The organism is Citrobacter amalonaticus (assembly GCF_018323885.1).
In the GTDB taxonomy this organism is placed as follows: Bacteria; Pseudomonadota; Gammaproteobacteria; order Enterobacterales; family Enterobacteriaceae; genus Citrobacter_A; species Citrobacter_A amalonaticus.
In genome coordinates, this window is sequence record NZ_AP024585.1 from 744,930 (window position 1) to 770,423 (window position 25,494).

Annotated in this window: 22 protein-coding genes and 1 pseudogene; 15 read left to right on the forward strand and 8 right to left on the reverse strand. The window is 50.9% G+C overall.

From position 1 onward, the window contains the following. The first annotated feature begins 47 nt into the window (after window positions 1-47). The 11 genes from yghX (at window position 48) to hybG (ending at window position 9,892) form a co-directional block, all read left to right on the forward strand. A complete protein-coding gene (gene yghX / locus KI228_RS03670) occupies window positions 48-932 on the forward strand; it encodes a YghX family hydrolase (RefSeq protein ID WP_054177125.1) in 885 nt (294 codons plus the stop codon). 194 nt (window positions 933-1,126) lie between these two features. Then, a complete protein-coding gene (locus tag KI228_RS03675) occupies window positions 1,127-2,767 on the forward strand; it encodes a methyl-accepting chemotaxis protein (protein WP_042998145.1) in 1,641 nt (546 codons plus the stop codon). Between the two features lie 84 nt (window positions 2,768-2,851). Then, window positions 2,852-3,139, forward strand: a complete 288-nt coding sequence (locus tag KI228_RS03680; protein WP_042998144.1) for a DUF2623 family protein — start codon at window positions 2,852-2,854, stop codon at window positions 3,137-3,139. A gap of 189 nt (window positions 3,140-3,328) precedes the next feature. Further along, the gene (gene hybO, locus KI228_RS03685; RefSeq protein WP_042998143.1) at window positions 3,329-4,447 is read left to right on the forward strand and encodes a hydrogenase 2 small subunit; all 1,119 of its coding nucleotides are present in this window, start codon (window positions 3,329-3,331) and stop codon (window positions 4,445-4,447) included. 2 nt (window positions 4,448-4,449) lie between these two features. After that, a complete protein-coding gene (gene hybA / locus KI228_RS03690) occupies window positions 4,450-5,436 on the forward strand; it encodes a hydrogenase 2 operon protein HybA (protein WP_042998142.1) in 987 nt (328 codons plus the stop codon). After that, window positions 5,426-6,604: a Ni/Fe-hydrogenase cytochrome b subunit gene (hybB, locus tag KI228_RS03695; RefSeq protein WP_042998141.1), complete on the forward strand. Its 1,179-nt coding sequence runs from the start codon at window positions 5,426-5,428 to the stop codon at window positions 6,602-6,604. The genes hybA and hybB overlap by 11 nt, the downstream gene beginning before the upstream one ends. Further along, complete coding sequence (hybC, locus tag KI228_RS03700) at window positions 6,601-8,304, forward strand: hydrogenase 2 large subunit (protein WP_042998140.1); 1,704 nt, start codon at window positions 6,601-6,603, stop codon at window positions 8,302-8,304. Before hybB ends, hybC begins: the two co-directional genes overlap by 4 nt. After that, window positions 8,304-8,798, forward strand: a complete 495-nt coding sequence (locus tag KI228_RS03705; RefSeq protein ID WP_042998139.1) for a HyaD/HybD family hydrogenase maturation endopeptidase — start codon at window positions 8,304-8,306, stop codon at window positions 8,796-8,798. Before hybC ends, KI228_RS03705 begins: the two co-directional genes overlap by 1 nt. Further along, window positions 8,791-9,279 (forward strand): hydrogenase-2 assembly chaperone, encoded by a 489-nt coding sequence (gene hybE, locus KI228_RS03710; protein WP_061070586.1) that lies wholly within the window; start codon window positions 8,791-8,793, stop codon window positions 9,277-9,279. Before KI228_RS03705 ends, hybE begins: the two co-directional genes overlap by 8 nt. Then, a complete protein-coding gene (gene hypA / locus KI228_RS03715; RefSeq protein ID WP_042324177.1) occupies window positions 9,272-9,613 on the forward strand; it encodes a hydrogenase maturation nickel metallochaperone HypA in 342 nt (113 codons plus the stop codon). The genes hybE and hypA overlap by 8 nt, the downstream gene beginning before the upstream one ends. Before the next feature lie 30 nt (window positions 9,614-9,643). Next, a complete protein-coding gene (gene hybG / locus KI228_RS03720) occupies window positions 9,644-9,892 on the forward strand; it encodes a hydrogenase maturation factor HybG (RefSeq protein WP_042998137.1) in 249 nt (82 codons plus the stop codon). Window positions 9,893-9,932: 40 nt separating this feature from the next. On the opposite strand, the gene yghU is transcribed toward hybG, so the two are convergent. After that, window positions 9,933-10,799 (reverse strand): glutathione-dependent disulfide-bond oxidoreductase, encoded by an 867-nt coding sequence (yghU, locus tag KI228_RS03725; protein ID WP_042998136.1) that lies wholly within the window; start codon window positions 10,797-10,799, stop codon window positions 9,933-9,935. A gap of 195 nt (window positions 10,800-10,994) precedes the next feature. On the opposite strand from yghU, the gene gss reads away from it, so the two are divergent. Beyond that, window positions 10,995-12,854 carry a bifunctional glutathionylspermidine amidase/synthase gene (gss, locus tag KI228_RS03730; protein WP_054177121.1) on the forward strand — a complete coding sequence of 620 codons (1,860 nt, stop codon included), beginning with the start codon at window positions 10,995-10,997 and terminating at the stop codon, window positions 12,852-12,854. 665 nt (window positions 12,855-13,519) lie between these two features. Here the strand turns inward: gss and KI228_RS24670 are convergent. Together KI228_RS24670 and KI228_RS24265 are read right to left on the reverse strand one after the other, a co-directional pair. Then, window positions 13,520-13,618: a hypothetical protein gene (locus KI228_RS24670; RefSeq protein ID WP_317987699.1), complete on the reverse strand. Its 99-nt coding sequence runs from the start codon at window positions 13,616-13,618 to the stop codon at window positions 13,520-13,522. Window positions 13,619-13,628: 10 nt separating this feature from the next. Further along, complete coding sequence (locus tag KI228_RS24265) at window positions 13,629-13,781, reverse strand: replication initiation protein (protein ID WP_231912847.1); 153 nt, start codon at window positions 13,779-13,781, stop codon at window positions 13,629-13,631. Between the two features lie 504 nt (window positions 13,782-14,285). Between KI228_RS24265 and KI228_RS03740 the strand changes: the two genes are divergently transcribed. From KI228_RS03740 to KI228_RS03750, 3 genes and pseudogenes are all read left to right on the forward strand, one after another. Further along, window positions 14,286-14,825 (forward strand): hypothetical protein, encoded by a 540-nt coding sequence (locus tag KI228_RS03740; RefSeq protein ID WP_044255706.1) that lies wholly within the window; start codon window positions 14,286-14,288, stop codon window positions 14,823-14,825. Between the two features lie 167 nt (window positions 14,826-14,992). Then, a pseudogene (locus KI228_RS03745) lies at window positions 14,993-15,851 on the forward strand (IS3 family transposase); the annotation flags it as partial. Continuing rightward, the gene (locus KI228_RS03750; protein WP_224267567.1) at window positions 15,824-16,081 is read left to right on the forward strand and encodes a SymE family type I addiction module toxin; all 258 of its coding nucleotides are present in this window, start codon (window positions 15,824-15,826) and stop codon (window positions 16,079-16,081) included. The pseudogene KI228_RS03745 and the gene KI228_RS03750, both read left to right, overlap by 28 nt. A 50-nt stretch (window positions 16,082-16,131) precedes the next feature. Here the strand turns inward: KI228_RS03750 and KI228_RS03755 are convergent, their stop codons facing one another. The 5 genes from KI228_RS03755 to KI228_RS03775 form a co-directional block, all read right to left on the reverse strand. Continuing rightward, window positions 16,132-16,452, reverse strand: coding sequence for a hypothetical protein (locus tag KI228_RS03755; RefSeq protein ID WP_061070583.1), 321 nt, complete (start codon window positions 16,450-16,452; stop codon window positions 16,132-16,134). A 1-nt stretch (window position 16,453) separates the two neighbouring features. Next, entirely contained in the window at window positions 16,454-21,256 is a 4,803-nt protein-coding gene (locus KI228_RS03760; protein WP_224267568.1) for an RHS repeat-associated core domain-containing protein, read from the reverse strand. Then, window positions 21,246-22,304: a DUF2169 family type VI secretion system accessory protein gene (locus KI228_RS03765; RefSeq protein ID WP_061070582.1), complete on the reverse strand. Its 1,059-nt coding sequence runs from the start codon at window positions 22,302-22,304 to the stop codon at window positions 21,246-21,248. Before KI228_RS03765 ends, KI228_RS03760 begins: the two co-directional genes overlap by 11 nt. Window positions 22,305-22,319: 15 nt before the next feature. Next, on the reverse strand, window positions 22,320-24,311 hold the full coding sequence (locus KI228_RS03770; protein ID WP_061070581.1) for a type VI secretion system Vgr family protein: 1,992 nt from the start codon (window positions 24,309-24,311) through the stop codon (window positions 22,320-22,322). 214 nt (window positions 24,312-24,525) lie between these two features. Next, window positions 24,526-25,044 (reverse strand): Hcp family type VI secretion system effector, encoded by a 519-nt coding sequence (locus KI228_RS03775; RefSeq protein WP_042998127.1) that lies wholly within the window; start codon window positions 25,042-25,044, stop codon window positions 24,526-24,528. Window positions 25,045-25,494 lie beyond the last annotated feature (450 nt).

A 25,494-nucleotide genomic window follows, 5' to 3' on the forward strand; every position in this document is an offset into this window, starting at 1 on the left:
GCGTTTTCATTCTATGCTTATAGAATCACAAATCCCGGAGATATGCGATGACGCGTCTGACAGCCAAAGATTTTCCGCAAGAATTACTCGATTATTATGACTACTACGCCCACGGGAAAATCTCAAAACGGGAGTTCCTCAATCTTGCGGCAAAGTACGCCGTTGGCGGGGTGACGGCGCTGGCGCTCTTCAATATGCTCAAGCCCAACTACGCGCTGGCGGAACAGGTGAAATTTACCGATCCCGATATATTGCCTGAATATATTCATTATCCGTCACCAAACGGTCATGGCAGCGTGCGCGGCTATCTGGTGAAGCCGGTCAACACAACGGGCAAGGTATCCGCCGTGGTGGTGGTACATGAGAACCGGGGGCTGAATCCTTATATTGAAGATGTTGCAAGGCGGGTAGCAAAAGCGGGCTACATTGCGCTGGCACCCGACGGTTTAAGCTCGGTAGGTGGCTATCCAGGAAACGATGAAGAAGGGAAGGTCTTGCAGCAGAAAGTGGATCCGACAAAGCTGATGAATGACTTTTTCGCTGCCGTCGAGTTTATGAAGCAACACCCGGACGCCAGCGGGAAAGTGGGGATCACCGGATTTTGTTACGGCGGTGGCGTCTCAAATGCCGCTGCCGTGGCCTATCCTGAACTGGCGTGTGCGGTGCCGTTTTATGGTCGCCAGCCTGCCGCTGCGGATGTGCCGAAGATAAAAGCGCCGATCCTGCTGCACTACGCGGCGCTGGATAAAAATATCAATGAAGGCTGGCCCGCCTATGAAGCCGCGCTGAAGGCCAACAATAAGGTCTATGAAGCCTGGATCTATCCCGGTGTAAACCACGGATTTCATAATGATTCCACACCGCGATATGACGAGGCTGCCGCCGAATTAGCATGGAAACGAACGTTGGGATGGTTTGATAAATATTTATGATAAAAAAAAGGAAAATAAACGATTGATTAATACTGCTGGCATTTTTCATTATCTTTTATATGTATACAGCGACCAGGGATATTGTTTGCGAGAGTAAAAAAACTAAAAGTAAGTATATATTCTTCACTCTTTGCCGATAACGAAGGTGAGTCTCGCCAGATGGCGAATCCCTTTAATATGGCAAGGATATATCTATGCGACTTTTGCAAAACTTCACCATTCGTCTTGTCATGCTGACAATACTGGGCGTCTTTTGTCTTCTCTGGTCAGGAGTGGGATTATATAGCGTTCACGCGCTGTCAAAAGTGTCAGAAGGCAACGAAGTCGATCGCCATCTTGTTCGCCAGATGACGGTGCTCAGCCAGGGCAACGATCAATATTTCCGCTTTGTTACCCGCCTCAGTCGTGCGATGGAGTTGAAAGCCAGTGGCGGCACGCCGGATTTCGCTCCCGTGCAGCAGGCGCTGGATAACATGAGCAAAAAGTTGCAGGAAATGAAAACGCTCTCGCCAGGGCCGATGGATCCTGAGGTTGCCGCTGCGGTGCTGGCGAGCTGGCAGGATCTGCTCGATAAAGGCGTCACGCCGCAAATGCAACTGGCGCAGCAGGGCACGCAGAGTGCATGGAGTGAGCAGGCGAATAATGTGACGCCTGCGTTGAGCCGGGCGTTTGGTGCCAGTGCAGAACGCTTTAATAAGGCCGCAGGTGTGATGCTCGATCAAACCCGCGTCATGGTAGATGGCAAAACGTCGATCATCCGTACCCTAATCATTGGCGCGGTGATCCTGGGCATTGCAATTCTCTTCTTCACCGATCGCTATCTGGTGACCATGCTGGTGAAACCGCTGGCGCGGATCCGCCAACAGTTTCGCCAGATTGCTCAGGGCGATCTCAGTCAGCCGATTGACGATATTGGCCGCAACTGCGTCGGCCAATTAGTGCCTTTATTACGGGCGATGCAGGACAGTCTGCGCGACGCCGTGAATACTATCCGTTCTGGCAGCGATAATATCTGGCGCGGCGCCACTGAAATCTCCAGCGGCAACAACGATCTTTCATCGCGAACGGAAGAGCAGGCTGCGGCGCTGGAAGAGACGGCTGCCAGCATGGAGCAGCTCACCGCAACGGTGAAACTGAATGCGGATAACGCCCGTCAGGCAAGTCTTCTGGCTGATGCGGCATCACGCACGGCAGGAAAAGGCGGTTCGCTGGTGTCCGAAGTGGTCGAGACCATGGACGGAATTTCCGCCAGCTCGAAGCAGATTGCGGAAATTACGACCGTCATCAATAGCATTGCCTTCCAGACCAACATTCTTGCATTGAACGCTGCGGTCGAAGCGGCGCGTGCGGGTGAGCAAGGGCGTGGATTTGCCGTCGTCGCAGGTGAAGTGCGTAATCTGGCAAGCCGCAGTGCAAACGCGGCAAAAGAGATTGAAACACTGATTGCCGAATCCGTGCGCCGCGTCGACCACGGCGCGACGCTGGTGAAGGATACCGGCTCAACGATGGAGGCGCTCCTGCGTGGCGTGACGGAAGTGAACACCATCATGAAACAAATTGCCTCGGCGTCTGAAGAACAGAGCAAAGGGATTTCGCAGGTGGGCGTTGCGATTACTCAGATGGATGGCGTTACGCAGCAAAACGCCGCGCTGGTGGAGCAGGTTTCCGCCGCGGCTGCGGCGCTGGAGAGACAAACGGAAGATTTACAACGTTCTGTGCAACAGTTCCGGTTATCGCAAAATGACGCCCCCAGTCTCCCCGGAAAAGGTGCCGCTCCCGCCGGGCAGCGACGCCCGACTCCCACAGCGGCAGGCGATGAATGGGTGGCATTCTAAGGCCCAGTAAAAAGTCGCTGAACCCTCTGGCCTTTGCTTAAAATATCGCTATATAATTTATTGTATAGCGATTGAGGAGAGGTCATGAATAATCATTTTGGCAAGGGTCTGATGGCCGGATTAAACGCCACGCAGGCTGACAGCGCCCGAAACGTAGCGAAATTTTGTTCGGATTATAAACGTGGCTTCGTACTAGGATTCTCGCATCGCATGTTTGAAAAAACCGGCGACAGGCAACTCAGCGCCTGGGAAGCGGGGATCCTGACGCGTCGCTATGGGTTAGATAAAGAAATGGTGATGGATTTCTTTCGGGAAAATCAGTCCAGCATCACGATTCGTTTTTTTATGGCCGGCTATCGACTCGAAGGTTGATCCAAAGGGGGTATTATCTTGCTTTAATTAATTACACTACCGGCTATTCCCTTCGTTTTAGTATCCCCTCGCAGTATCATAGACTACATAACCATAACAAAAGTGTGGTAAATGGCGCACCGATCGCAGTTACGGTTTTGCGATTGATGCAAAATAAGAGCCAGGTCTTCGTAACGGAATAACTATAAAATGACTGGAGATAACACTCTCATCAATTCCCATGGCGTCAACCGCCGTGATTTCATGAAGCTTTGTGCAGCACTCGCCGCCACAATGGGGCTTAGCAGCAAAGCCGCCGCCGAAATGGCTGAGTCGGTATCCCGTCCGCAGCGCCCGCCGGTTGTCTGGATTGGTGCTCAGGAATGCACGGGCTGTACCGAATCCCTGCTTCGCGCGACCCACCCTACGGTAGAAAACCTTGTCCTGGAGACCATCTCTCTGGAATACCATGAGGTGCTTTCCGCCGCCTTCGGCCACCAGGTTGAAGAGAACAAACACAATGCGCTCGAGAAATACAAAGGGCAGTATGTGTTGGTCGTTGATGGTTCCATCCCGCTAAAAGATAACGGTATTTACTGCATGGTTGCCGGTGAGCCCATTGTGGATCATATCCGCAAAGCGGCAGAAGGCGCGGCGGCAATTATCGCTATCGGTTCCTGCGCTGCATGGGGCGGCGTCGCTGCTGCTGGCGTGAACCCGACCGGTGCGGTTGGCCTGCAGGAAGTTCTGCCGGGTAAAACCATCATCAACATTCCGGGTTGTCCGCCGAACCCGCATAACTTCCTGGCGACCGTCGCCCATATCATCACCTGGGGCAAGCCGCCGAAGCTGGATGCGAAAAACCGTCCGACCTTCGCCTATGGCCGCCTGATTCACGAGCACTGCGAACGTCGTCCGCACTTCGATGCGGGTCGCTTTGCGAAAGAGTTCGGCGATGAAGGTCACCGCGAAGGCTGGTGCCTCTACCACCTCGGCTGTAAAGGGCCTGAGACCTGGGGCAACTGCTCCACACTGCAATTCTGCGACGTTGGCGGCGTCTGGCCGGTGGCGATTGGTCACCCATGCTACGGCTGCAACGAAGAAGGCGTTGGTTTCCATAAGGGCATTCACCAACTTGCTCACGTGGAAAATCAGACACCTCGTTCCGAAAAACCTGATGTGAACATGAAAGAGGGCGGCAACATTTCTGCCGGCGCTATTGGGTTGCTTGGCGGCGTTGTCGGTCTGGTAGCCGGCGTCAGCGTGATGGCGGTACGTGAACTGGGGCGTCAGCAAAAGAAAGATAACGCTGACTCACGGGGAGAATAACCGTGAACAGACGTAACTTTATCAAAGCAGCCTCCGGCGGGGCGTTGCTGTTAGGCGCTGCGCCGTCTATCAGCCACGCGGCTGCAGAAAATCGCCCGCCCATCCCCGGTTCTCTGGGTATGTTGTATGACTCGACGCTGTGCGTGGGCTGTCAGGCCTGTGTGACCAAGTGTCAGGATATCAACTTCCCGGCGCGTAACCCGGAAGGGGAGCAGACCTGGTCGAACAACGACAAACTGTCGCCGTACACCAATAACATCATTCAGGTGTGGCGTAGCGGTACAGGCGTGAATAAAGATCAGGAAGAGAACGGCTATGCATACATCAAGAAACAGTGTATGCACTGCGTCGATCCCAACTGCGTTTCCGTCTGCCCGGTTTCCGCACTGAAAAAAGATCCGAAAACCGGCATCGTTCATTACAACAAAGACGTTTGTACCGGCTGCCGTTACTGCATGGTTGCCTGTCCGTACAACGTGCCGAAGTATGACTACAACAACCCGTTTGGTGCGCTTCACAAATGTGAATTGTGTAACCAGAAAGGCGTTGAGCGTCTCGATAAGGGCGGCTTGCCGGGCTGTGTTGAGGTTTGTCCTGCCGGTGCGGTCATTTTTGGTACCCGTGAAGAGTTGATGGCCGAGGCGCAAAAGCGTCTGGCGCTGAAGCCTGGCAGCGAATACCACTATCCGCGTCAAACCCTGAAAACGGGCGATACCTACGTGCATACTGTGCCGAAGTACTATCCACATCTTTACGGTGAAAAAGAGGGCGGTGGGACTCAGGTGCTGGTACTGACCGGGGTGCCTTACGAGAATCTGGATCTGCCGAAGCTGGATGAGATTTCAACCGGCGCGCGTTCCGAACATGTTCAACACACCCTGTATAAAGGCATGATGCTACCACTGGCCGTGCTGGCGGGCTTGACCGTGCTGGTTCGTCGTAATACCAAAAACGACCATCACGACGGAGGAGACGATCATGAGTCATGATCCTAAACCGCTGGGCGGCAAAATTATCAGCAAACCGGTCATCATCTTCGGGCCGTTAATCATCCTCTGTATGCTCCTGATCGTGAAGCGTCTGGTATTTGGATTGGGGTCTGTCTCCGATCTGAACGGCGGTTTCCCATGGGGCGTCTGGATTGCCTTTGACCTGTTAATCGGCACCGGCTTTGCCTGTGGCGGTTGGGCGCTGGCATGGGCGGTGTATGTCTTCAACCGGGGACAATACCATCCGCTGGTGCGTCCGGCGCTGCTGGCGAGTCTGTTTGGTTATTCTCTGGGTGGCTTGTCGATTACCATTGATGTGGGTCGTTACTGGAACCTGCCGTACTTCTACATTCCGGGTCACTTCAACGTGAACTCGGTTCTGTTCGAGACGGCGGTCTGTATGACCATCTACATTGGGGTGATGGCGCTGGAATTTGCCCCTGCGTTGTTTGAACGTCTGGGCTGGAAGGTGTCGCTGAAACGCCTGAATAAGCTGATGTTCTTCATCATCGCTCTCGGAGCGCTGTTGCCGACCATGCACCAGTCCTCAATGGGCTCGCTGATGATCTCGGCAGGCTACAAGGTGCATCCGCTGTGGCAAAGCTATGAAATGCTGCCGCTGTTCTCGGTATTGACCGCCTTTATTATGGGCTTCTCGATCGTCATCTTCGAAGGCTCTCTGGTTCAGGCTGGCCTGAGAGGAAAAGGCCCGGATGAGAAGAACCTGTTCATCAAGTTGACGAACACCATCAGCGTGATGTTGGCGATTTTTGTCGTGCTGCGCTTTGGTGAGCTGGTTTACCGGGGCAAGCTGTCGTATGCCTTTGCCGGCGATTTCTACTCAGCAATGTTCTGGCTTGAAGTCGTGCTGATGGTCTTCCCGCTGGTCGTCCTGCGTGTTGCTAAATGGCGTAATGATTCACGCATGTTGTACCTGTCTGCGCTCAGCGCGCTGCTGGGTTGCGCGACATGGCGTCTGTCCTATTCGCTGGTGGCATTTAATCCAGGCGGCGGTTACCACTACTTCCCAACCTGGGAAGAACTGTTGATTTCTATTGGTTTTGTGGCTATTGAGATTTGCGCTTACATCGTACTCATTCGTCTACTGCCGATACTTCCTCCTTTAAAACAAAACGATCACAATCGTCATGAGGCGAGCAAAGCATGAGCCAGAGAATTACTATTGATCCCGTAACCCGTATTGAGGGGCACTTACGTATCGATTGCGAAATCGAAAACGGCGTTGTATCAAAAGCATGGGCCTCCGGTACCATGTGGCGCGGCATGGAAGAGATCGTGAAAAATCGCGATCCGCGTGATGCGTGGATGATTGTGCAACGTATTTGCGGTGTTTGTACGACTACGCACGCGATCTCCTCGGTTCGTGCGGCAGAAAGCGCGCTGAACATTGACGTTCCGGTTAACGCACAATACATCCGTAACATCATTCTTTCAGCGCATACCACTCATGACCATATCGTTCACTTCTATCAGCTTTCGGCGCTGGACTGGGTGGATATTACCTCGGCGCTGAAAGCCGATCCGGCAAAAGCGTCAGCGATGCTGAACGGCGTGTCGACCTGGCATCTGAACAGCGCGGAAGAGTTCACGAAAGTTCAGAACAAGATCAAAGACCTGGTCGCCAGCGGCCAGTTGGGGATTTTCGCCAACGGTTACTGGGGACATCCGGCGATGAAACTGCCGCCGGAAGTGAACCTGATTGCGGTAGCTCACTATCTACAGGCGCTGGAATGCCAACGTGATGCTAACCGCGTGGTGGCACTGCTGGGCGGTAAAACGCCGCACATCCAGAACCTGGCGGTGGGGGGCGTTGCCAACCCGATCAACCTCGACGGTCTGGGCGTACTGAACCTGGAACGCCTGATGTACATCAAGTCCTTCATCGACAAGCTGAGCGACTTTGTTGAACAGGTGTACAAGGTCGATACTGCGGTTATCGCCGCGTTCTATCCAGAATGGCTGGAGCGCGGTAAGGGGGCGGTCAACTATCTGGCTGCGCCGGAATTCCCGACCGACGGTAAAAACGGCAGCTTCCTGTTCCCTGGCGGTTATATTGAGAATGCCGATCTGGCGAGCTATCGTCCGATCTCCTCTCACTCCGACGAGTACCTGATCAAAGGGATCCAGGAGAGCGCCAAACATGCCTGGTATAAAGACGAAGCTCCGCAGGCACCGTGGGAAGGGACGACCATTCCGGAATATAACGGCTGGTCGGATGATGGCAAATATTCATGGGTGAAATCTCCGACCTTCTACGGTAAAACCGTCGAAGTGGGGCCGCTGGCGAATATGCTGGTTAAACTGGCGTCCGGACGTGAGGCCACGAAAGCGAAACTGAATGAAATCATCGCGATTTATCAGAAGCTGACGGGCAAAACGCTGGAAGTGGCGCAGTTGCACTCTACGCTGGGGCGTATTATTGGTCGTACCGTTCACTGCTGTGAACTACAGGGTATCCTGCAGAATCAGTACAGCGCGCTGATTGCCAATATCGGCAAAGGTGACCACACCACGTTCGTGAAACCGAATATTCCGGCGACAGGCGAATTTAAAGGTGTGGGTTTCCTTGAAGCACCGCGCGGGATGCTTTCTCACTGGATGGTGATTAAAGACGGTATCATCAGTAACTATCAGGCGGTTGTACCGTCAACCTGGAACTCCGGCCCGCGTAACTTCAACGATGACGTCGGTCCGTACGAACAGTCGCTGGTAGGTACGCCGATTGCCGATCCGGAAAAACCGCTTGAAGTAGTACGTACTATTCACTCCTTCGATCCTTGTATGGCGTGTGCGGTACACGTTGTTGACGCTGACGGGAACGAAGTTGTCTCTGTGAAGGTTCTGTAATGCGGATTTTAGTCTTAGGGGTCGGCAATATTTTGCTGACCGATGAAGCCATCGGCGTTCGTATCGTTGAAGCCTTAGAGCAGCGATATGAATTGCCGGATTTCGTTGAAATCCTCGATGGCGGTACGGCGGGTATGGAGTTGCTCGGCGACATGGCGAACCGGGATCATCTGATCATCGCGGACGCCATTGTCTCGAGAAAAAACACCCCGGGTACGATCATGGTCCTGCGGGATGATGAAGTGCCGGCGCTGTTTACCAACAAAATCTCCCCGCATCAATTGGGCCTGGCCGACGTTCTGTCGGCCCTTCGCTTTACCGGCGAGTTTCCGAAAAAACTGACGCTGATTGGCGTCATTCCGGAATCGCTGGAGCCGAATATTGGTTTAACGCCAACAGTTGAAGCGATGATTGAACCTGCGCTTGCGCAGGTTCTGGCTGCGCTGCGTGAGTCGGGCGTTGAAGCGATCCCTCGGGAGGCGACGCATGTCTGAGGAGATTTCCGGGTTCCAGGCTGCTCCGAAAGCACAGGTTCAGGCTGCGTTTGAAGCGATTGCGCAGCGTTCAATGCACGATCTGTCCTTTCTACATCCTGATATGCCAGTGTATGTCTCTGACTTTACATTGTTTGAAGGGCAGTGGACGGGATGTGTGATTACGCCGTGGATGCTGAGCGCGCTGATTTTCCCCGGACCAGACCAGCTCTGGCCAGTGCGTAAAGTCAGTGAAAAGCTTGGGTTGCGTCTGCCGTATGGCACGATGACATTCACGGTGGGCGAACTGGATGGTGTATCGCAATACCTCTCCTGCTCGCTGATGTCACCGCTCAATCACAGTATGTCGTCTGAAGAGGGCGTACGTCTGGCTGATGACTGCGCGCGCATGCTGTTGTCGCTGCCGGTCAGCGATCCGGATGCGCCGCAGACAAGCCGTCGCGCGCTGCTGTTCGGGCGTCGGGGTTTGCAGAATGCATGAGCTGTCTCTTTGCCAGAGTGCGGTTGAAATCATTCAACAGCAGGCTGAACAGCATGGCGTAAAGCGCGTCACCGGCGTGTGGCTGGAGATTGGCGCGCTGTCCTGTGTTGAAGAGAGCGCGGTACGTTTTAGTTTTGATATTGTCTGCCAGGGGACGGTGGCGCAAGGCTGTGAATTGCACATCGATTACAAACCGGCGCAGGCATGGTGCTGGGATTGCAGTCAGGCGGTTGAAATCACCCAACACGATGCGCAATGTCCGCGTTGTCATGGCGACCGACTGCGTGTTGATACCGGCGATTCGCTGAAAGTGAAAAGTATTGAAGTTGAATAACCCATGATGTGACATGGGGCGGAGTCAGACATGTGTATAGGCGTTCCAGGCCAGGTTCTGGCCGTCGGTGAAGATATTCACCAGCTTGCGCAGGTGGAAGTGTGCGGCATCAAGCGTGATGTGAATATTGCGCTGATTTGTGAAGGCAGTCCTGCGGAACTGGTCGGGCAGTGGGTGTTAGTGCATGTGGGGTTTGCGATGAGCATCATCGATGAAGAAGAAGCCAAAGCCACGCTGGATGCACTACGCCGTATGGAGTACGACGTCACCAGCGCATAAGAGTGAATGCCGGATAGGTTCTGTCCGGCATTTTTTAGCGTTAATTCTGGCGCTTATCTTCGGTATTGGTCTCGAAATCGCTGGCATCATGACGTTCATGAAGCTGCTCATTCAACGGTCCGTTGGTCCGGTTCACGATTCGCCCGCGTTTAACTGCCGGACGTTCCGCTATCTCTTTTGCCCAACGCTGCACATTTTTATAGTTGCCCGCATCAAGGAATTCTGCCGCATCGTACACATTGCCCAGCACCACGTTGCCAAACCACGGCCAGATAGCCATATCGGCAATGGTGTACTCATCGCCTGCCACGTAAGCGTTATTCGCCAGCTGTTTATCCAGCACGTCCAGCAGGCGTTTGGCTTCCATTGTAAAGCGGTTGATCGCGTACTCAATCTTCACCGGCGCGTAGTGGTAGAAATGACCGAAACCACCGCCGAGGAAGGGCGCTGCACCCTGCAGCCAGAACAGCCAGTTCAATGTCTCTGTACGTTTTGCTAAATCCTGTGGCAGGAAATAACCATATTTTTCTGCCAGATACAGCAGGATCGAGCCCGACTCAAACACACGCACCGGTGGATTTTGCGAATGATCGCGCAATGCCGGGATCTTCGAGTTGGGATTCACCTCCACAAAGCCGCTGGAAAACTGATCGCCTTCGCCAATGCGAATCAGCCAGGCATCATATTCCGCACCGCTCACTCCCTGTGCCAGCAGTTCTTCCAGCATGATGGTGACTTTCTGGCCGTTCGGCGTACCCAGCGAATAGAGCTGAAGCGGATGTTTACCGACCGGCAGCGTTTTGTCGTGCGTCGGACCGGAGACAGGACGGTTGATGTTGGCGAACGCACCGCCATTGGATTTTTCCCACGTCCAGACTTTCGCGGGCTGATAAGTGTTATCTGACATGTTGACCTGCCTTCTGAGTGGTTGTGTTGAAGCAGTGTAGCAGGTCGCCATCCGTACCTTTAACAGATCGGCACATTTACACCTGTCTATTTTTCGTTGTTGCGCACGCACCCGCTGCGTTGAGGTGTATGATGGTCGGCGGTGTAGGGCAGGCAAGCAGAAGCTGCCCAGCTGTATAGTTTTGAGGTAAGGTGCATGAGCAAAGGAACGACCAGTCAGGATGCCCCGTTCGGGACATTATTGGGCTATGCCCCCGGTGGTGTAGCGATCTACTCTTCAGATTACAGCTCCCTCGACCCGCGGGACTATGACGATGACGCCGCGTTTCGCAGCTACATCGACAACGAATACATGGGCCACAAATGGCAGTGCGTCGAATTCGCGCGTCGTTTCCTCTTCCTGAATTATGGTGCGGTGTTCACCGATGTCGGCATGGCGTGGGAGATTTTCTCGTTGCGTTTCCTGCGCGAAGTGGTGAACGACAACATTCTGCCGCTACAGGCGTTTCCTAACGGGTCGCCTCGCGCACCGGTCGCCGGGGCGCTGCTGATCTGGCAGAAAGGCGGAGAATTTAAAGACACCGGCCATGTCGCGATTATCACTCAATTGCTGGATAACAAAATCCGCATTGCCGAGCAGAACGTCATTCACACGCCGCTTCCTCCCGGACAGCAGTGGACGCGTGAGCTGGAGATGGTGGTGGAAAATGGCTGCTATACCCTGAAAGACACCTTTGACGACACTACTATTCTGGGCTGGATGATCCAGACCGACGATACCCGGCACAGCCTGCCACAGCCGGAGATCGCCAATGATTCGCTGAAGATTGGCGCGGCAAGACTGGAAGAAAACGGCCAGTTTGACGGTAAATGGCTGGATGAACAGGATCCGCTGCAAAAAGCCTATGTGACAGCGAACGGTCACGTGATCAATCAGGATCCGTATCAGTATTTCACAATGACCGAGAGTGCCGAACAGGAGTTGATCAAAGCGACCAACGAGCTGCATCTGATGTATCTGCACGCTACAGACAAGGTGCTGAAAGACGACAATCTGCTGGCGCTGTTCGACATTCCCAAAATCCTCTGGCCGCGTTTGCGTCTCTCATGGCAGCGCCGTCGCCACCATATGATCACCGGTCGTATGGATTTCTGTATGGATGAGCGCGGGTTGAAAGTGTACGAATACAACGCCGATTCCGCGTCGTGCCATACCGAGGCGGGGCTAATCCTCGAACGCTGGGCGGAGCAGGGCTATACCGGTAAAGGACATAACCCGGCGGAAGGTCTGCTCAATGAGCTGGCGGGGGCCTGGAAACACAGCCACGCGCGTCCATTCGTGCACATCATGCAGGATAAGGATATTGAGGAGAACTATCATGCCCAGTTTATGCAGCAGGCGCTGCATCAGGCCGGGTTTGAAAGTAAGATCCTGCGTGGGCTGGATGAACTGCGCTGGGACGATGCCGGACAACTCATTGATGGTGAAGGACGCCTGGTTAACTGCGTCTGGAAAACCTGGGCATGGGAAACGGCGATTGAGCAGGTGCGTGAAGTCAGCGAAACCGAGTATGCCGCCGTGCCGATTCGTACCGGACATACCCATCAGGATGTGCGGTTGATCGATGTGCTACTGCGCCCGGAAGTGCTGGTCTTTGAGCCGCTGTGGACGGTGATCCCGGGTAACAAAGCGATCCTGCCGATCCTGTGGCAACTTTTCCCGCACCACCGCTATCTGCTGGATACCGATTTTGTCGTCAATGATGAACTGGCGCAAACCGGTTATGCGGTGAAACCGATTGCGGGTCGCTGTGGCAGCAATATCGACCTGGTCAGCCATCAGGAAGAGCTGCTGGACAAAACCAGCGGGAAATTTGCTGCACAGAAGAACATTTATCAGCAATTATGGTGTCTGCCAAACGTTGCCGGTAAGTATATTCAGGTGTGCACTTTTACCGTTGGCGGCAACTACGGCGGCACCTGCCTGCGTGGCGACGAATCGCTGGTTATTAAGAAAGAGAGCGACATTGAACCGTTGATTGTGGTGAAGGGGTGAGCTCTCAGCAGGATACGGTTATAGCCGGAGCATGTTTCTAAAGCCGAAAGCTGACCGATGCAGTCGATGTGTAAAAATCCGTAATCTCCCAGGGATTACGGATTTTTTTGCTTCTCAACCTGGTTCTCAGTACTGTCGATTTGCGGTTGTTGTGGCACACTAATTTTGTCATCTGAATAATACTTTCCTAACCTTTGGTTTTTCAAAAACCATAATCTGCTCTCTTTATTATCCAGAAGGTATTTGGTCATAGACGATGTTTAGTTATTAAGTTGGGTAGTGGAATTGTAATGACGCAGTAGGCTGTTTAATGTGAAAGAGAATGCTTAACGCACTCTTCTAAATACCACAGTATCCAGACAGATAAAATTTCTTCTCACTGTTTCTTGCCCTGATGGTGATGCTTAATTTGACATCGTTACCTTCTTCTTCCATATTTGATTTTTGTAATGAAGATTGTATCGTCGTAATCGAAATATCATTGTTTTTGAAAGTAGATGTGGTTTTATCTGATTGTGTCCGCTTTAATGCAAACATTTTTCCATTCAGTTTTATACTTGCTTTTTCTGAGAATTTTATCTTAACAGTATCATGAACAAAATCAGCTAAATAGCTTAAGTCATATGCCGTAGTATCTGTCCACGTTGTATGCCATTCTTTAGTATTTAAAGGATTTTCATTAAAATATCTGCATACGCTCTGTCAGCATCTAATCTTTCTGTAAACCCACATTGAACAATTGATGCCAGCTTTAACGGTTTTATTCTTGTCGAGTCAGTTTTTAGAACTGGACTTTTTTAAGGCATAGAGCAAATGCGCATGACCATTTTTTGTACTCTGTATTATCGTGTCAGGCTTCGGTAAGCCTACAAGATCCCAGACGATTGCGCCATTATCATGGTCTATGTCGAAAACAAAACCATTCACAAACCATCTGTTATTAAACCCTATATATTTTTTAATAACGCCCTTTCTTTTAGGTTTCTATATACACCATCATTGAAGTCATCGCAGCATAATGCGTATTTTTGTATTTGACTTTTATAGTTTTCCATATTAAAGATATTATCTTCAAACAACATTTTACCTTCCTTTAGTGCTCCTTTTTGTAATTGTTTGGCGGCTATCAAAACAGGAGCTTTATTTTTATATTTATGCTCATTAATAAATCAATAATACATTTAAAGTTTTTGTCAAGTGACTAAAAGCCATATCAGATATTGTGTGTTATTTGGTTGTAAATGTTATTCAGTGAGGCTATCTTTATAGTCTAAAGATACGTTATGGTTATGGTACTAATAAGAAATAAAGTAAAACTAGATCTGTAAAAATTAATATTTATTATCTTGACAAGAAGATGTGTGCATATGTTATATAGTCTCAAAGACACTAAAATTTATGCAATATGAATACTTCGAGGTTGGCTCACACATGGATAACTTACTCCTTAAAAGATACCGCGAATATGCTCATACCGAGGAAGCCTGTGCAATCCTCTTTGTGAAAAAAAATTTGGCTCAATCAAAAGGATATTGGATAGACATATCTAACTGTCGACGCTATGAGATGTCATCAGACGATCTGCACTTCAAGTTTGTCACGGGTGGGCTATACAAGAGGAAAATTCACCCACAATATCCACCGAAATCTTCATACATCATAAATAGCAGGTTTGATGAGCATAGCTATTACTTGATGGTTCGCGCCTTAACATGGGAAACCGCGCACAAAGACATAGAGCAACAAAAATCTAAGCGCGTAAAGCCATTAAAGTTCGAGATAACAGGAGTCAGTTATGATAAGAACAAAGATAAAAAAGGATATTTCCGAGACGACGCGCCGGAAGAAATCAAGGTACTTGCGGAAAACCTAAATGACAGGACTAATCCACTTTGGGATATAGCTATACAATATATAAATGAACCAGAGTTCGTTTATGAAGTCCGGCAAGTGAGACTCATTGATCGATAAACAAATATTCTCGCGCATGAAAAAATAAAAATATTTCTAACAGGGTGATGGCCCACTACGTGAACCATCACCCATTACAAGTTTATACTGTAAGTATCCCGCATAATCGTGCCATTCACATTTAGAGATCCTCCGGCATAATCAATCTGCCAACAAAGGAGATCGCTATGCGTAAAGCCCGTTTTACTGAGCATCAGATCATTGCCGTCATTAAATCGGTTGAAGCCGGACGAACTGTTAAGGATGTCTGCCGGGAGGCCGGTATATCTGAAGCCACCTACTACAACTGGAAGTCCAGATACGGCGGCATGGAGGCTTCTGATATTAAAAAGATCAAGGAACTTGAGGACGAGAATCGGCGTCTCAAACAGATGTTTGCCGACCTGAGCCTTGAGAACCGGGCGCTGAAAGACGTTATCGAAAAAAAGCTTTAAAACCAGCCTTTAAGCGTGAGCTGGTCACTCATCTGATAATGACATCTGGACTCAGTATCCGTCAGGCCTGCCGGAGTCTTAACCTGAGCAGAACGGTTTACCATTACCGTGCGGATATCACGCGTGACGAGCCCATTATTGTCACGTTGCAGGCAATGGCAGAGCGATACCCACGGTACGGTTTTCCAAAACTTTTCCAGGTTCTGCGGCGGCAGGGATACCCGTGGAATCACAAAAGGATCCATCGTATTTATTGTCTGCTGAAACTGAATTTTCGCCGTAAAGGCAAACAACGGTTGCCAGTACGTAATCCCTCGCCACTGGCCACACCGGAAGCGCTGAACCAGAGCTGGTCTGTCGATTTTATGCATGATGCCCTGGTCTGTGGCCGTCGTTTTCGCACGTTCAATGTCGTTGATGATTTTAACCGTGAGGCGTTGTCGATTGAAATCGATCTGAATCTGCCAGCTCTGCGCGTCGTCCGGGTACTCGACAGGATCGCGGCTATCCGGTCATGCTACGCATGGATAATGGTCCGGAATTTATCTCACTTGTACTTGCTGAATGGGCAGAGCAACATGCAGTAAAACTCACATGACCACCTATTACTCACGCATTCCCAGTCTGCATCTCAAGGGTGACTGGCTGGCAGAAGCGGGATTTGATACCGGGGCGAGCGTGACCGTGAAGATCTCCGAGGGGTGTTTGACTCTGATTGTGGAGACAGACGAAGTGAGAGATCTACGGAAGGAGCTTTATCAGGTGAAAAAGTCGATGAAGCATATTAAGGCGGGGGTAAATAATGTGGTGAACGGGGATTAAATAATAAGGGCCGGGAAGAAATTACGTATCTTCTCGGCCATATGTTTTATTTATCCAAGAAAATCAACAGCATTAAATTCGAATGATATTTTTTCATCCTCAACATCTTCTATTATATATTTATTACGATCATTAAAAATATCAACCATTGATATTTTTAGATGCATGAACTGTGTTAACCCGCCACCTATATCTTTCGTTTTGATACTACTAACATCATAAAAATAAAGGGATATTTTATCACTTGAACTTTCATCATCACTTAATGAAAGCAATAAATTATATTTAAATGAAATAGGATCAATATCTATATGCATTGCATTCAATATATTGTTATCTATAAGAATTCTATTGATTTCATCAAATTCCATGCTAGTTACCACCTGTATTAGTTCTGGTTTCCTTTCCTTTTGGACTATATCCCGGACCATATTCATAATTATGTGTATGAGGATTGGAGTGATAGTCTGGAGCTGATGGATTACCATATCCATGACTAGTGTAATCAACTCGCTCTATCTGTCTACCATATTGGTCATACCTGACGGTAGAATATTCTAACTCACCTGTTTTAGGATTGAATTTGAAATGTTCCAATTCTTTTGTGCCGGGAGTGACCTGATTAGGAGCATTTTTATGCCATGCTGAATCAGGTAATAATGGGCCATCGTTCTTTATGTCTGTTTTACATAGTCCTAGCGGATCAATATAACCAAGCGGATTAGGTACATACGCGTAATTGTTTATCCCCCCACGTAGTCCTATGGGGTCCGCGCAAAGATACTGTCCCGTATCACAATCATAGTACCGGAAACGGTTGTAGTACAGCACTGATTCGGCATCCTCATACTGCCCCGGAAAACGCAGGTGGCAGGAAGGGGCATCTTCCTTGTTCCGGCTTTCCTCCCGGCCCCATAACGGCTGCTTACCCCGCCAGACGATTTCGCCGTCTTCGGTCAGGAGTTCCTGAATGCGGCCCACCGTATCCGTCACCGCGTAGTGCAGTTGTCCCTTTTCATAACGTGCCAGTGGCGTAAAACTTCCCGGCTCATATATCCAGCGAATCGCGTTTTCGTCGTCCGGAGTGCCATCGGTGTTAACCGGAATTTCTTCGGTCAACTGGTCGCCATTCCAGTGAAAATCCATGCCGGGCTTGTCCCGGTTGGTACAGCGTTTGTTGATGCGCCTGCCGAACGGGTCGTATCTGTATTCCCAGCGTTCGCCTTCCGGTGTTTCCAGCCCGGTCAGCTGGCTTCGCGCATCCCAGCGGTAGCGCCAGAGGAGAGGGCGGTAGCCGCCTTTGTCGACAAGCTTTTCCACGAGGTGACCGTTAACATCGTATTTCCAGGTGATGCCGTGCGCACTGACCACCCGGACAAATTTCCCTTCCTCCGGTCTGCCGGTGTCCGGGTTAATCCGCTGCGTTGAGTGTCGCCATTCTTTATTTTCCCGTGACGTCACCCTGCCATGCTGTTGATGCTGTTGATGCTGTTGATGCTGTTGATGCTGTTGATGCTGGTATGCCTCACTCTCCATCACCGCGTTCACCCACGTCTGGCGGCGGGTGATGTTGAGGTTGCTGTCGTAAGTGAAGCGCTCCTCGCGCATCAGGGTACTGCCGCTGCCCGTCCAGGTGGCATGGCTTATCTGGTCATTCGCCGTCATGCTGTTGACCATCGTCCCGCGCTGCGAGTCCGATATCATCGACAGATTGTAGGCTTTGTCATACAGCCACTGGCGTTGCAGGTCTTTGTTCCTGGCCTGTGGCTCTGCCTGGCTCCCGGCCCGCTGCGTGGTCAGCATCCCGGTCTGCGTGTAGCCAAGTCGCTGGTAAAAACCGGCTTCGCTTCGTCTGGATGTCTCCTGACCGCGCAGGTCGTGCTCAAACAGCAGTGGTGCGTGGTCTGCTATCTGCCATGACGTCAGATACCCCATCAGGTTACGGGTGAACTGCTCGGTTATTTCGCCGGTGGTACGTTGCGCCACCGTATCCAGTTTATCGTCGTGGCGGTATTCCGTGCGTCTGCCGTTAATGGTTTCGGCGGTTATCCGGCCGGCATCATCGTATTCACAGGTGACGGTGGCATCATTGTTTTTCGCCTCCACCAGGCGGCACAGCGTGTCATAGCGGAAGGTGGTGGTGCTGAGAATACGGTCACTGTCACCCTGCGTGACATCTTCATCCGTCACCTGGTCGGTCACGTTATAGCGGCGGTGCAGGTGCGTGCCGTCCGGGAAGCTGGTGCGGATACAGCGCCCTGCGGCATCGTATTCGTAGCGCAGTGTGCGCCCGGTAAAATCGGTTTCGGCGATAAGCTGCCCGGCCCTGTCATATGTCAGCCGGTAGCTTTCACCTTCAGCGTTGATGATTTCGGTCAGGCGGGTGAGTTTATCGTAACGGCATTCCAGCCGCTGGCCGTCCGGGCGGATGACGGCGCTCAGCAGGTCAAAGGCACCGTATTCGTAACGGGTGGTTTTCCCTTCGCCATCGGTGAAGCTCTCCGGCAGCTTTTCGCTGTTCTGGCGCATCAGCTCGCGGACACCGTCCGGGCGGCTGATTTCCTCCACGCTGCCCCGTGGTCCGGCGTGATTTTTACTGTGGCGGAACTGCGTGGTGAATCCCAGCGGGTCTTTGACGCTTAACAGACGACCGAGAAAATCCTGTCCGGTCTGCGTCACGCCGCCATCCGGCGCAACAGCTTCATGGACCTGGTGCAGCGCATCGTGGCTCCAGCGCCAGGTGGCCCCGCCCGGCATAATCCGCGCCAGCAAATCACCCTGTTCGCTGTAGCTGAACTGCTGCTTGCGCCCCTGCGGGTCGGTCAGGCAGACCATGCTGCCTTTATCGTCGTACTCCCACTGCCACAGCTGGTCACCGGGTGTGGTCAGCCGGATTAACTGCCCGGACTCGTTATAGTCATAAGACAGACTGTAGCCGCCCGGCAGGGATACACGGCTTATTTCACCTTCGCTGTTGTAGTCATATTCCGTGGTGCGCCCCAGCGCATCGGTGCGGGAGAGAAGGCGGGTGTTATTCCAGAGGGTCTTTTCCGCTCTGCCCAGCGGATCAATACTGAGCGTGACCAGACCATCTTCGTTGTACCAGTAACGGGTTTCGCCACCTTCGCCATCCAGATAGGTGGTACATTTCTCTTCATCGTTATAAATAAACCGGTCATCAAAGTAGCCTTCTGTTGACAGGGTGCTAACCGCGCGCCCCTGCGTGTCATAGACGATATCCACACAGGTTTTATCGGTGTCCCGCCAGCGGGTCATCCATCCTTCAGCGGTATATTCATGCCATAAATGTGCAAACTGGAAGGAATCGCACTCCGCCAGATACCCGTTTTTATCGTAGTGACAGGTGACGAGGCGATGACGCTGTGGCGTCACGAGGTCAATACTCATCAGCTGCCGCTGCTGCCAGACTAGTGAGAGCGTATAACCATCGCTGTGATGGATGCCCGTCAACAGGCCATCCGTGCGGAGAAAATCAGCCCGGTTGCCATAACGATCATGGATTGCTGATAACAGGTAAGTACCGTTATCTGTTAAAGAAAAAACCTGCGAGTGTTGTGAACGGCGATCGAAAATGGTCAGTTCATCACGTATATCCCCCGACAACCTGTAATACGCCTGGCGGGTGTTTACTGTATTGCGGAAAATACCGTTCTGCGGGATGCGGTAATATAAGTCCACACCTTCATGGTTAGTAAAATGCATTTCATTGCCATGCACCGTCAGCATGCTGGACCATTCATCGGTCCATTTTGGCCCCAGAAGCCCGGTTTTTTTTGCCTGCGAGCGATAAAAGCGAGTCAGCGTCAGGGGCAGGGAGCCAGGCAGAGAGAGTACGCTGTGCTGCTGGAGAAAATCACCGCTCCCGGCGTCTACCGGATCTCCAGGTTGGGAACAAAGAGTGCTGTCGGCACTGCTGGATTGATTGTTTTCTATGGGGGTTCCGTTTTTTTCAACGTATAGGCCATCATTTTTTGCTTCACTGAGTGCATCGTCGGTTTTATTCAGGGATGATGCAGTTTTGCTGGCATCTGCGGTTTTCTCGAGATCATTCGCAGTCCCTAAGGCTGTCTTTGCATCATTTGCGGCATCAGCAGCTTTCACGAATTCTGTCGTTCTGGCTGTGTCGATCACATCAGCCGCCGCACCAGGTTTACTCGCTAGCCCAACTTTCGACACTGGCAACAGCAATGTTGCTATTTCAGCCAGTGCTCGTGTCGCCATCTCCGCTTTATCCCCGGCAGAAGCATTCTGAAAGTCATCCCATGCTTTACTGGTTTTATCTTTAATACCACCCCAGGTATCACTGATCTGTTTCTCAATACCCTCAAGACAGACATTTCCAAGACGGATATTTTCCATCAAGATATTCATATCCAGCGGCTTTACCCGGGGATCTTCCAGAAAATGCTGGTCTAGCATGTTTCCCAGAGAGGCTATACCGGACACCATACTACGGCCAAAACCCAGTACCCCCCGCACGACCCCTGCATTTATTTCGTTCTGAGCGTTATAGATCTCTACTGGTATTTCTGCGCCTGTTTCCATGTCATAGATCATTTGCCCGGAGCCACTCACCAGAGGGACTGGACGTAATTTATCTATTTGCTCTTTCGCCCATTCATCTGCTGAATTTATTCCCTTGCTAAAATCAAGAGATTCCCGCAGTGATTCCAACAGACTATTGCTGACCTCCTGGCGGGATTTCATCAGTTCCTCAAGGCGTGGCGAAGAAACCGGCGGATTATTACAGGGCTGGGCATTATCCTTAACTGCCATATTAGGCGGTGCTTGCTTTGTCAGCAGCGTCCCCTGGCAGTTCATATTGTTCATTCCGACCATTGAGCCATGCAGGGCTACAGCCTTCCCTTCCACGGATACAGTCGGGCTGCCGCTGAGCACCGTACAATCACCACTGCTGAGTGATGTCCCTGAGATCACTCCCTTCCCGGCATTACTCTGCGTACCGGCAATCACGGAACCTACATTCAGAACCGAAAAACCCCGCGCCCATACCGTTTCGCTGTACTGCTTTTTGTTACTCAGAAGCTGGAAGCTATCGAAAGGTACAACAACATCACCGACCTGGCAGGCATCCGGTGAGCTATTTACAGCCAGGAATGCACTTTCACCATCTGCAATATGTTTATCTGCCATGACAAGCTCCTTTCGTCTGGGGGGGGACAAGACAGCCCAGCACCGCTTCCTGCATTTGCAGCGCAACAGGCACCGTTAACCTCCAGGTAAGGTAGATCAAACGTTCATCCAGATTTATTGTTAAGGTGTCTGCGACAGGAAGTCGGGTATGGAGGTGATTATTGATATCTGTCAGAACACAAACCGGCTGGTAACCAGGCAACCCTGTCACCACCCGGCTGGATTCTGGCAGGAGCCCTTCAAGTACAATAGGTTCATTACCTGATAAATGAGCTGGGTATATCAGCTCAGGGTGGGCGCTGTTGTAAAAAAGCTCACTGAAATCATTAGGAAAAAAAGGGCGGCAGTTTTCACGCCAGTGATCATCGTAGGTTCCGGCATACTGAAGGCGGTTCTGCCACCAGCGTGACATAGGCCCTGTCCCCTGCGGGGTACAGATTGTGTCAATATGATGACTGTTATTCTCATCATCTTGAGAAAATCGTGTCAATTGGGGGGCGCGGTATTCTTGTGTGATATCAAGATGCTGGATAGTGGGATAGTAACCACATCCTGACGGATTCGCGGAAAAAGTTTGCTTATCCTCCGGTCCGTCGCCTGTAGACCAGACACCGCCGTAGGCCAGTTCATAGCGTAAAGGGACAGAATCAACGCTTTCTGCCTGTCCCAGCCGCCAGCGATGATTTTCATAGCGCCAGCATCGTGGGCCGGACAGCATGAGACGCTTTGAAAAATCCCCAACACGAATACCTGCCATCCATTGCGTCCCTGAGCCACCCAGCGCGCTGGCGCTACCGATCACGTGAATGTCGGTATTTCGCTTATAGACAACCAAATCGGTTTCAGACTTCAGGCTGCTTGTTTCCGGCTCTCCGTAATATTCATCTGCCGTGATCAGCGCAGCCTGCTCATCAGCCAGATCGGCGTAATAACCGTTTTTCAGGCGAAATGTCATTCTGAATGCAATAACATCAAAGATGTAACCAAGACGCCCATGCTTTTCAAACGCCATAACGGGAAATGGCGTGTGATTCTCAACCTGTATCATTCCACATCCCTTGTGTTAGTTAAGATCGATCTTCTTGCCTTTAATATTGACCGGGCCGCTGGCTTTAAAATCAAACTGCTTTCCGGTGATAGTTATCGTCCCGCTTTTCTCCAATTTGATGGTACTGGCACCGCAGGTCAGTTCGATAAGTTCACCTGAAATGATCTTCGTTTCTTTGGTTACATCGAGCGTATAGCTTTGCTTAACGTTGACTTTCTGATCTTTCACCACGGTTTCGGTGTCAAACCCTGTAACCGTGGTGGTCTGGTCGTTGTCGACATTTTTATGGCGGTCATGGACGACATGCAGTTTTTGATCATTCAGGACTGTCGTTTCCTGATCGTTTGCCACCGTGGTTTTCTGATCGTGTCCACCTTCTTTCTTGGTGCCCACCTTAACGGTCTGGCCAACAACGACCGTGACCGTCTGGTTATTCTTCACTGTCTCGTTATGGTCGTGATCAACGGTTGTAGTCTTGTCGTGCAGCACCTCAGTTATCATGTCCTTCTGAGCATGCATGTAGATTTGTTCTTTTGCGGTGGCATCTTCAAAACGCAGTTCGTTAAAACCATTGCCTTTGTAGGTTTTGGAGCGAATGGTCATCTGGGTTTTTGTGCCGGGCAGGCCGCCGGGGGAGCGGTTATCCTGGTGATAGGTACGCCCCATGATGATGGGCTGGTCCGGGTCGCCGTTAAGAAAATCGACAATAACTTCCTGGTTTATACGCGGTATCGCCAGATTACCAAATCCGGTTCCGGCCCATGCCTGAGAAACACGTACCCAGCAGGAACTGTTCTCATCTTTCTGGTTGTACCTGTCCCAGTGGAACTTCACCCGTACCCGCCCATGTTCATCGCAGAAGATTTCTTCTCCTGCCGGGCCGGTGACAATAGCGCTTTGCGGGCCATCTACTTTGGGTTTGGGTAAAGGACGTGAACGCCAGGTACGGTCGGCCGGGATAGTGGCAAACTGGTTAATCAGAGTAGTTCCCAGCCCTTGGCTGCCATGCATTGCCTGAGGTTGCGTGCCTGTCAGTAGGCTGTTTACCACCTGCCATTCTTGGTTCAACGTTTTCTGTGGGTGGTTTTTTAGTGTAAAACGGACGCCCGGACATAATTTCGGGGAATTGCTTGAACCGCTGGCTCTTTCCGCATCGTTACGCAAACCGTCCATCTGGTAGCGGGTAAAATCCAGTCCGTGTTGTTCGTCCTTAAAACGCCCCGGATAGTCGTAGATTTCATACTGTGTGAACTGACTGTTCAGATTCTCGCCCTGCTGGTTAAACTTACCTTCCCAGCCGGGGGTTTTGAAGGTGTAATCTTTGCTCAGTACCGAGGAGGGACGAACACTCGCTTCATAATGAAACGCGCTAATGCATTCAGTGGTCACTTCCGTAGTGGTGTTTGGGTTGAAGGTGATGGCTTCTTTTATGGGGGACAATCCGGCCACATCATCACATAGCGTCAGTTTCTGATCCAGGTTGTTCTGGGCTAGTTTGTCGTAAAAGAAAATTCCTTCCTCCGCCCACAGGCGGGACAGAAATTCCAGATCGGTTTCACCATACTGCACACAGAATTCGCGGGGAGGGTGGTCGGCATTAAAGGAGGGCGTCCAGTTGGTCACGCCGTTTTCATCCAGTAGAGTGGTCGAAATGGTCTGGATATCCTGCTGCTGGAAGATACGGAAGTTCTGGCGTAGGGCGCAGCGCCACAGAGGTGGCTGGATACGAAGACGGTATAGCATTTGCCAGCGGTTGTTCTCTTTCATCCCGAAGCTGGCCACCACGCCGGTGACATAACGCAACGCTTTTGGTCCCTGCCAGATGGCCAGCGTGGCTTTTTTCTCCAGAAGATTGTCTACCCTGAGGCCAAACTCCTCGCTGGCGACATCCACATCCATTATAAAAGGAAATGATAAATTCTGTATCAGCCGGAAGTTGACCACTGCGAATGTTCCTGGCAACTGCCCGTCCACGTCCAACGTAAAACGCAGCCCTTTTAACGACATATTAACCTCGCTGATATTCAGGAAAAAACAAAACCAGATAGTAAATCGGCTGTGACAGTACAGCGTTACGCTCGCGTTCAGGCACGCTACCGCCGAAGTCTCCGGCGTCCGCCATCTCCCGTGAAAACGTAACTCCTTACTGACAGCCTTTCTGTATGCGGCGTAATACAAAAACAGCACCCGACCCGTATGGGGCAGATGCTGTTGACTTAACTTATGCTTCCAGCGGTGCGCGCCAGTCATCTGCACCAGAAGTGCCCGACTTAACGTGTTCCCACTCGATTTTGCGGTAGGCCAGGGAGACTTTTACCAGTTGGGTGAATTCGCGCTTTTCACCGTCCTGGCAGTGTGGCATGTGGCAGTCAATATCCACGATAGTGGAATCGGTCAGGCGGGTAGTGAAGAAGTGCTCCTGCTTACCCTCAACAGAGGTACGCCACCAGTGCAATTCGGTGGTAGGCAACATTTCTCCTGAAGCCAGCGCGTTATAGAGCAACGGAACGGCTTTGTTCAGCGCGACGGTAAAAATGAACGGCTTATGGGCGCGCTGGCCGGAAGGCTGGCCTGACTGCGGGTCAGTCGGCACGGTAACGTTATGACTGAATTCCTGAACCAGCATTTCGTCTTCGTGACCCTGAACGTAAATATTACCGACGGAAGGGGCAGTGAATGCGCCTGCGGTGATGTTTCCCTGGGTCTGGCCTGTCATTGAAATGTAACAGGGTGTAGGCATTTGTAAACTCCTTGTGGTTTTGTTCAACTACTACTTACGATGGCCTGTCATTAATCCCTGACAGGTCGATAGCAATACGGCCTATTATCGTGACCGCTGAATTTGTCTGTAATCAGTTTTCCTGTGAATAAATAGCAAGAGCCAGAAAATGAGTCTCTTTAATTCCATCTATGCAAATTAAATATGTATTTAATTTTAGTTATATAATTTTGCGACTTGCATGGCGTGCGTAATAAATTAATCATGAATAATATTATATTCATTGCCTGTTAAATTCTGTTTTTGAGTTTATCTTAATTAGCGCTCCTTCAATCATCCATCAGCAATCCTTTAATTAACATTGGGTTGAATGTTTTTGCGGTAAAACATAGTCATTCATTATATGTTGTCTTTATGTGTTTGCTGCTTTTGTTTATTATAACTTGTTGTTTTGCTGGGATTCTATGGGTT

Coding starts and splice junctions, on each gene's coding strand:
- yghX (WP_054177125.1), top strand. CDS start 48: ATGACGCGTCTGACAGCCAAAGATTTTCCGCAAGAATTACTCGATTAT.
- KI228_RS03675 (WP_042998145.1), top strand. CDS start 1,127: ATGCGACTTTTGCAAAACTTCACCATTCGTCTTGTCATGCTGACAATA.
- KI228_RS03680 (WP_042998144.1), top strand. CDS start 2,852: ATGAATAATCATTTTGGCAAGGGTCTGATGGCCGGATTAAACGCCACG.
- hybO (WP_042998143.1), top strand. CDS start 3,329: ATGACTGGAGATAACACTCTCATCAATTCCCATGGCGTCAACCGCCGT.
- hybB (WP_042998141.1), top strand. CDS start 5,426: ATGAGTCATGATCCTAAACCGCTGGGCGGCAAAATTATCAGCAAACCG.
- hybC (WP_042998140.1), top strand. CDS start 6,601: ATGAGCCAGAGAATTACTATTGATCCCGTAACCCGTATTGAGGGGCAC.
- KI228_RS03705 (WP_042998139.1), top strand. CDS start 8,304: ATGCGGATTTTAGTCTTAGGGGTCGGCAATATTTTGCTGACCGATGAA.
- hybE (WP_061070586.1), top strand. CDS start 8,791: ATGTCTGAGGAGATTTCCGGGTTCCAGGCTGCTCCGAAAGCACAGGTT.
- hypA (WP_042324177.1), top strand. CDS start 9,272: ATGCATGAGCTGTCTCTTTGCCAGAGTGCGGTTGAAATCATTCAACAG.
- hybG (WP_042998137.1), top strand. CDS start 9,644: ATGTGTATAGGCGTTCCAGGCCAGGTTCTGGCCGTCGGTGAAGATATT.
- yghU (WP_042998136.1), bottom strand. CDS start 10,799: ATGTCAGATAACACTTATCAGCCCGCGAAAGTCTGGACGTGGGAAAAA.
- gss (WP_054177121.1), top strand. CDS start 10,995: ATGAGCAAAGGAACGACCAGTCAGGATGCCCCGTTCGGGACATTATTG.
- KI228_RS03740 (WP_044255706.1), top strand. CDS start 14,286: ATGGATAACTTACTCCTTAAAAGATACCGCGAATATGCTCATACCGAG.
- KI228_RS03750 (WP_224267567.1), top strand. CDS start 15,824: ATGGGCAGAGCAACATGCAGTAAAACTCACATGACCACCTATTACTCA.
- KI228_RS03755 (WP_061070583.1), bottom strand. CDS start 16,452: ATGGAATTTGATGAAATCAATAGAATTCTTATAGATAACAATATATTG.
- KI228_RS03760 (WP_224267568.1), bottom strand. CDS start 21,256: ATGGCAGATAAACATATTGCAGATGGTGAAAGTGCATTCCTGGCTGTA.
- KI228_RS03765 (WP_061070582.1), bottom strand. CDS start 22,304: ATGATACAGGTTGAGAATCACACGCCATTTCCCGTTATGGCGTTTGAA.
- KI228_RS03770 (WP_061070581.1), bottom strand. CDS start 24,311: ATGTCGTTAAAAGGGCTGCGTTTTACGTTGGACGTGGACGGGCAGTTG.
- KI228_RS03775 (WP_042998127.1), bottom strand. CDS start 25,044: ATGCCTACACCCTGTTACATTTCAATGACAGGCCAGACCCAGGGAAAC.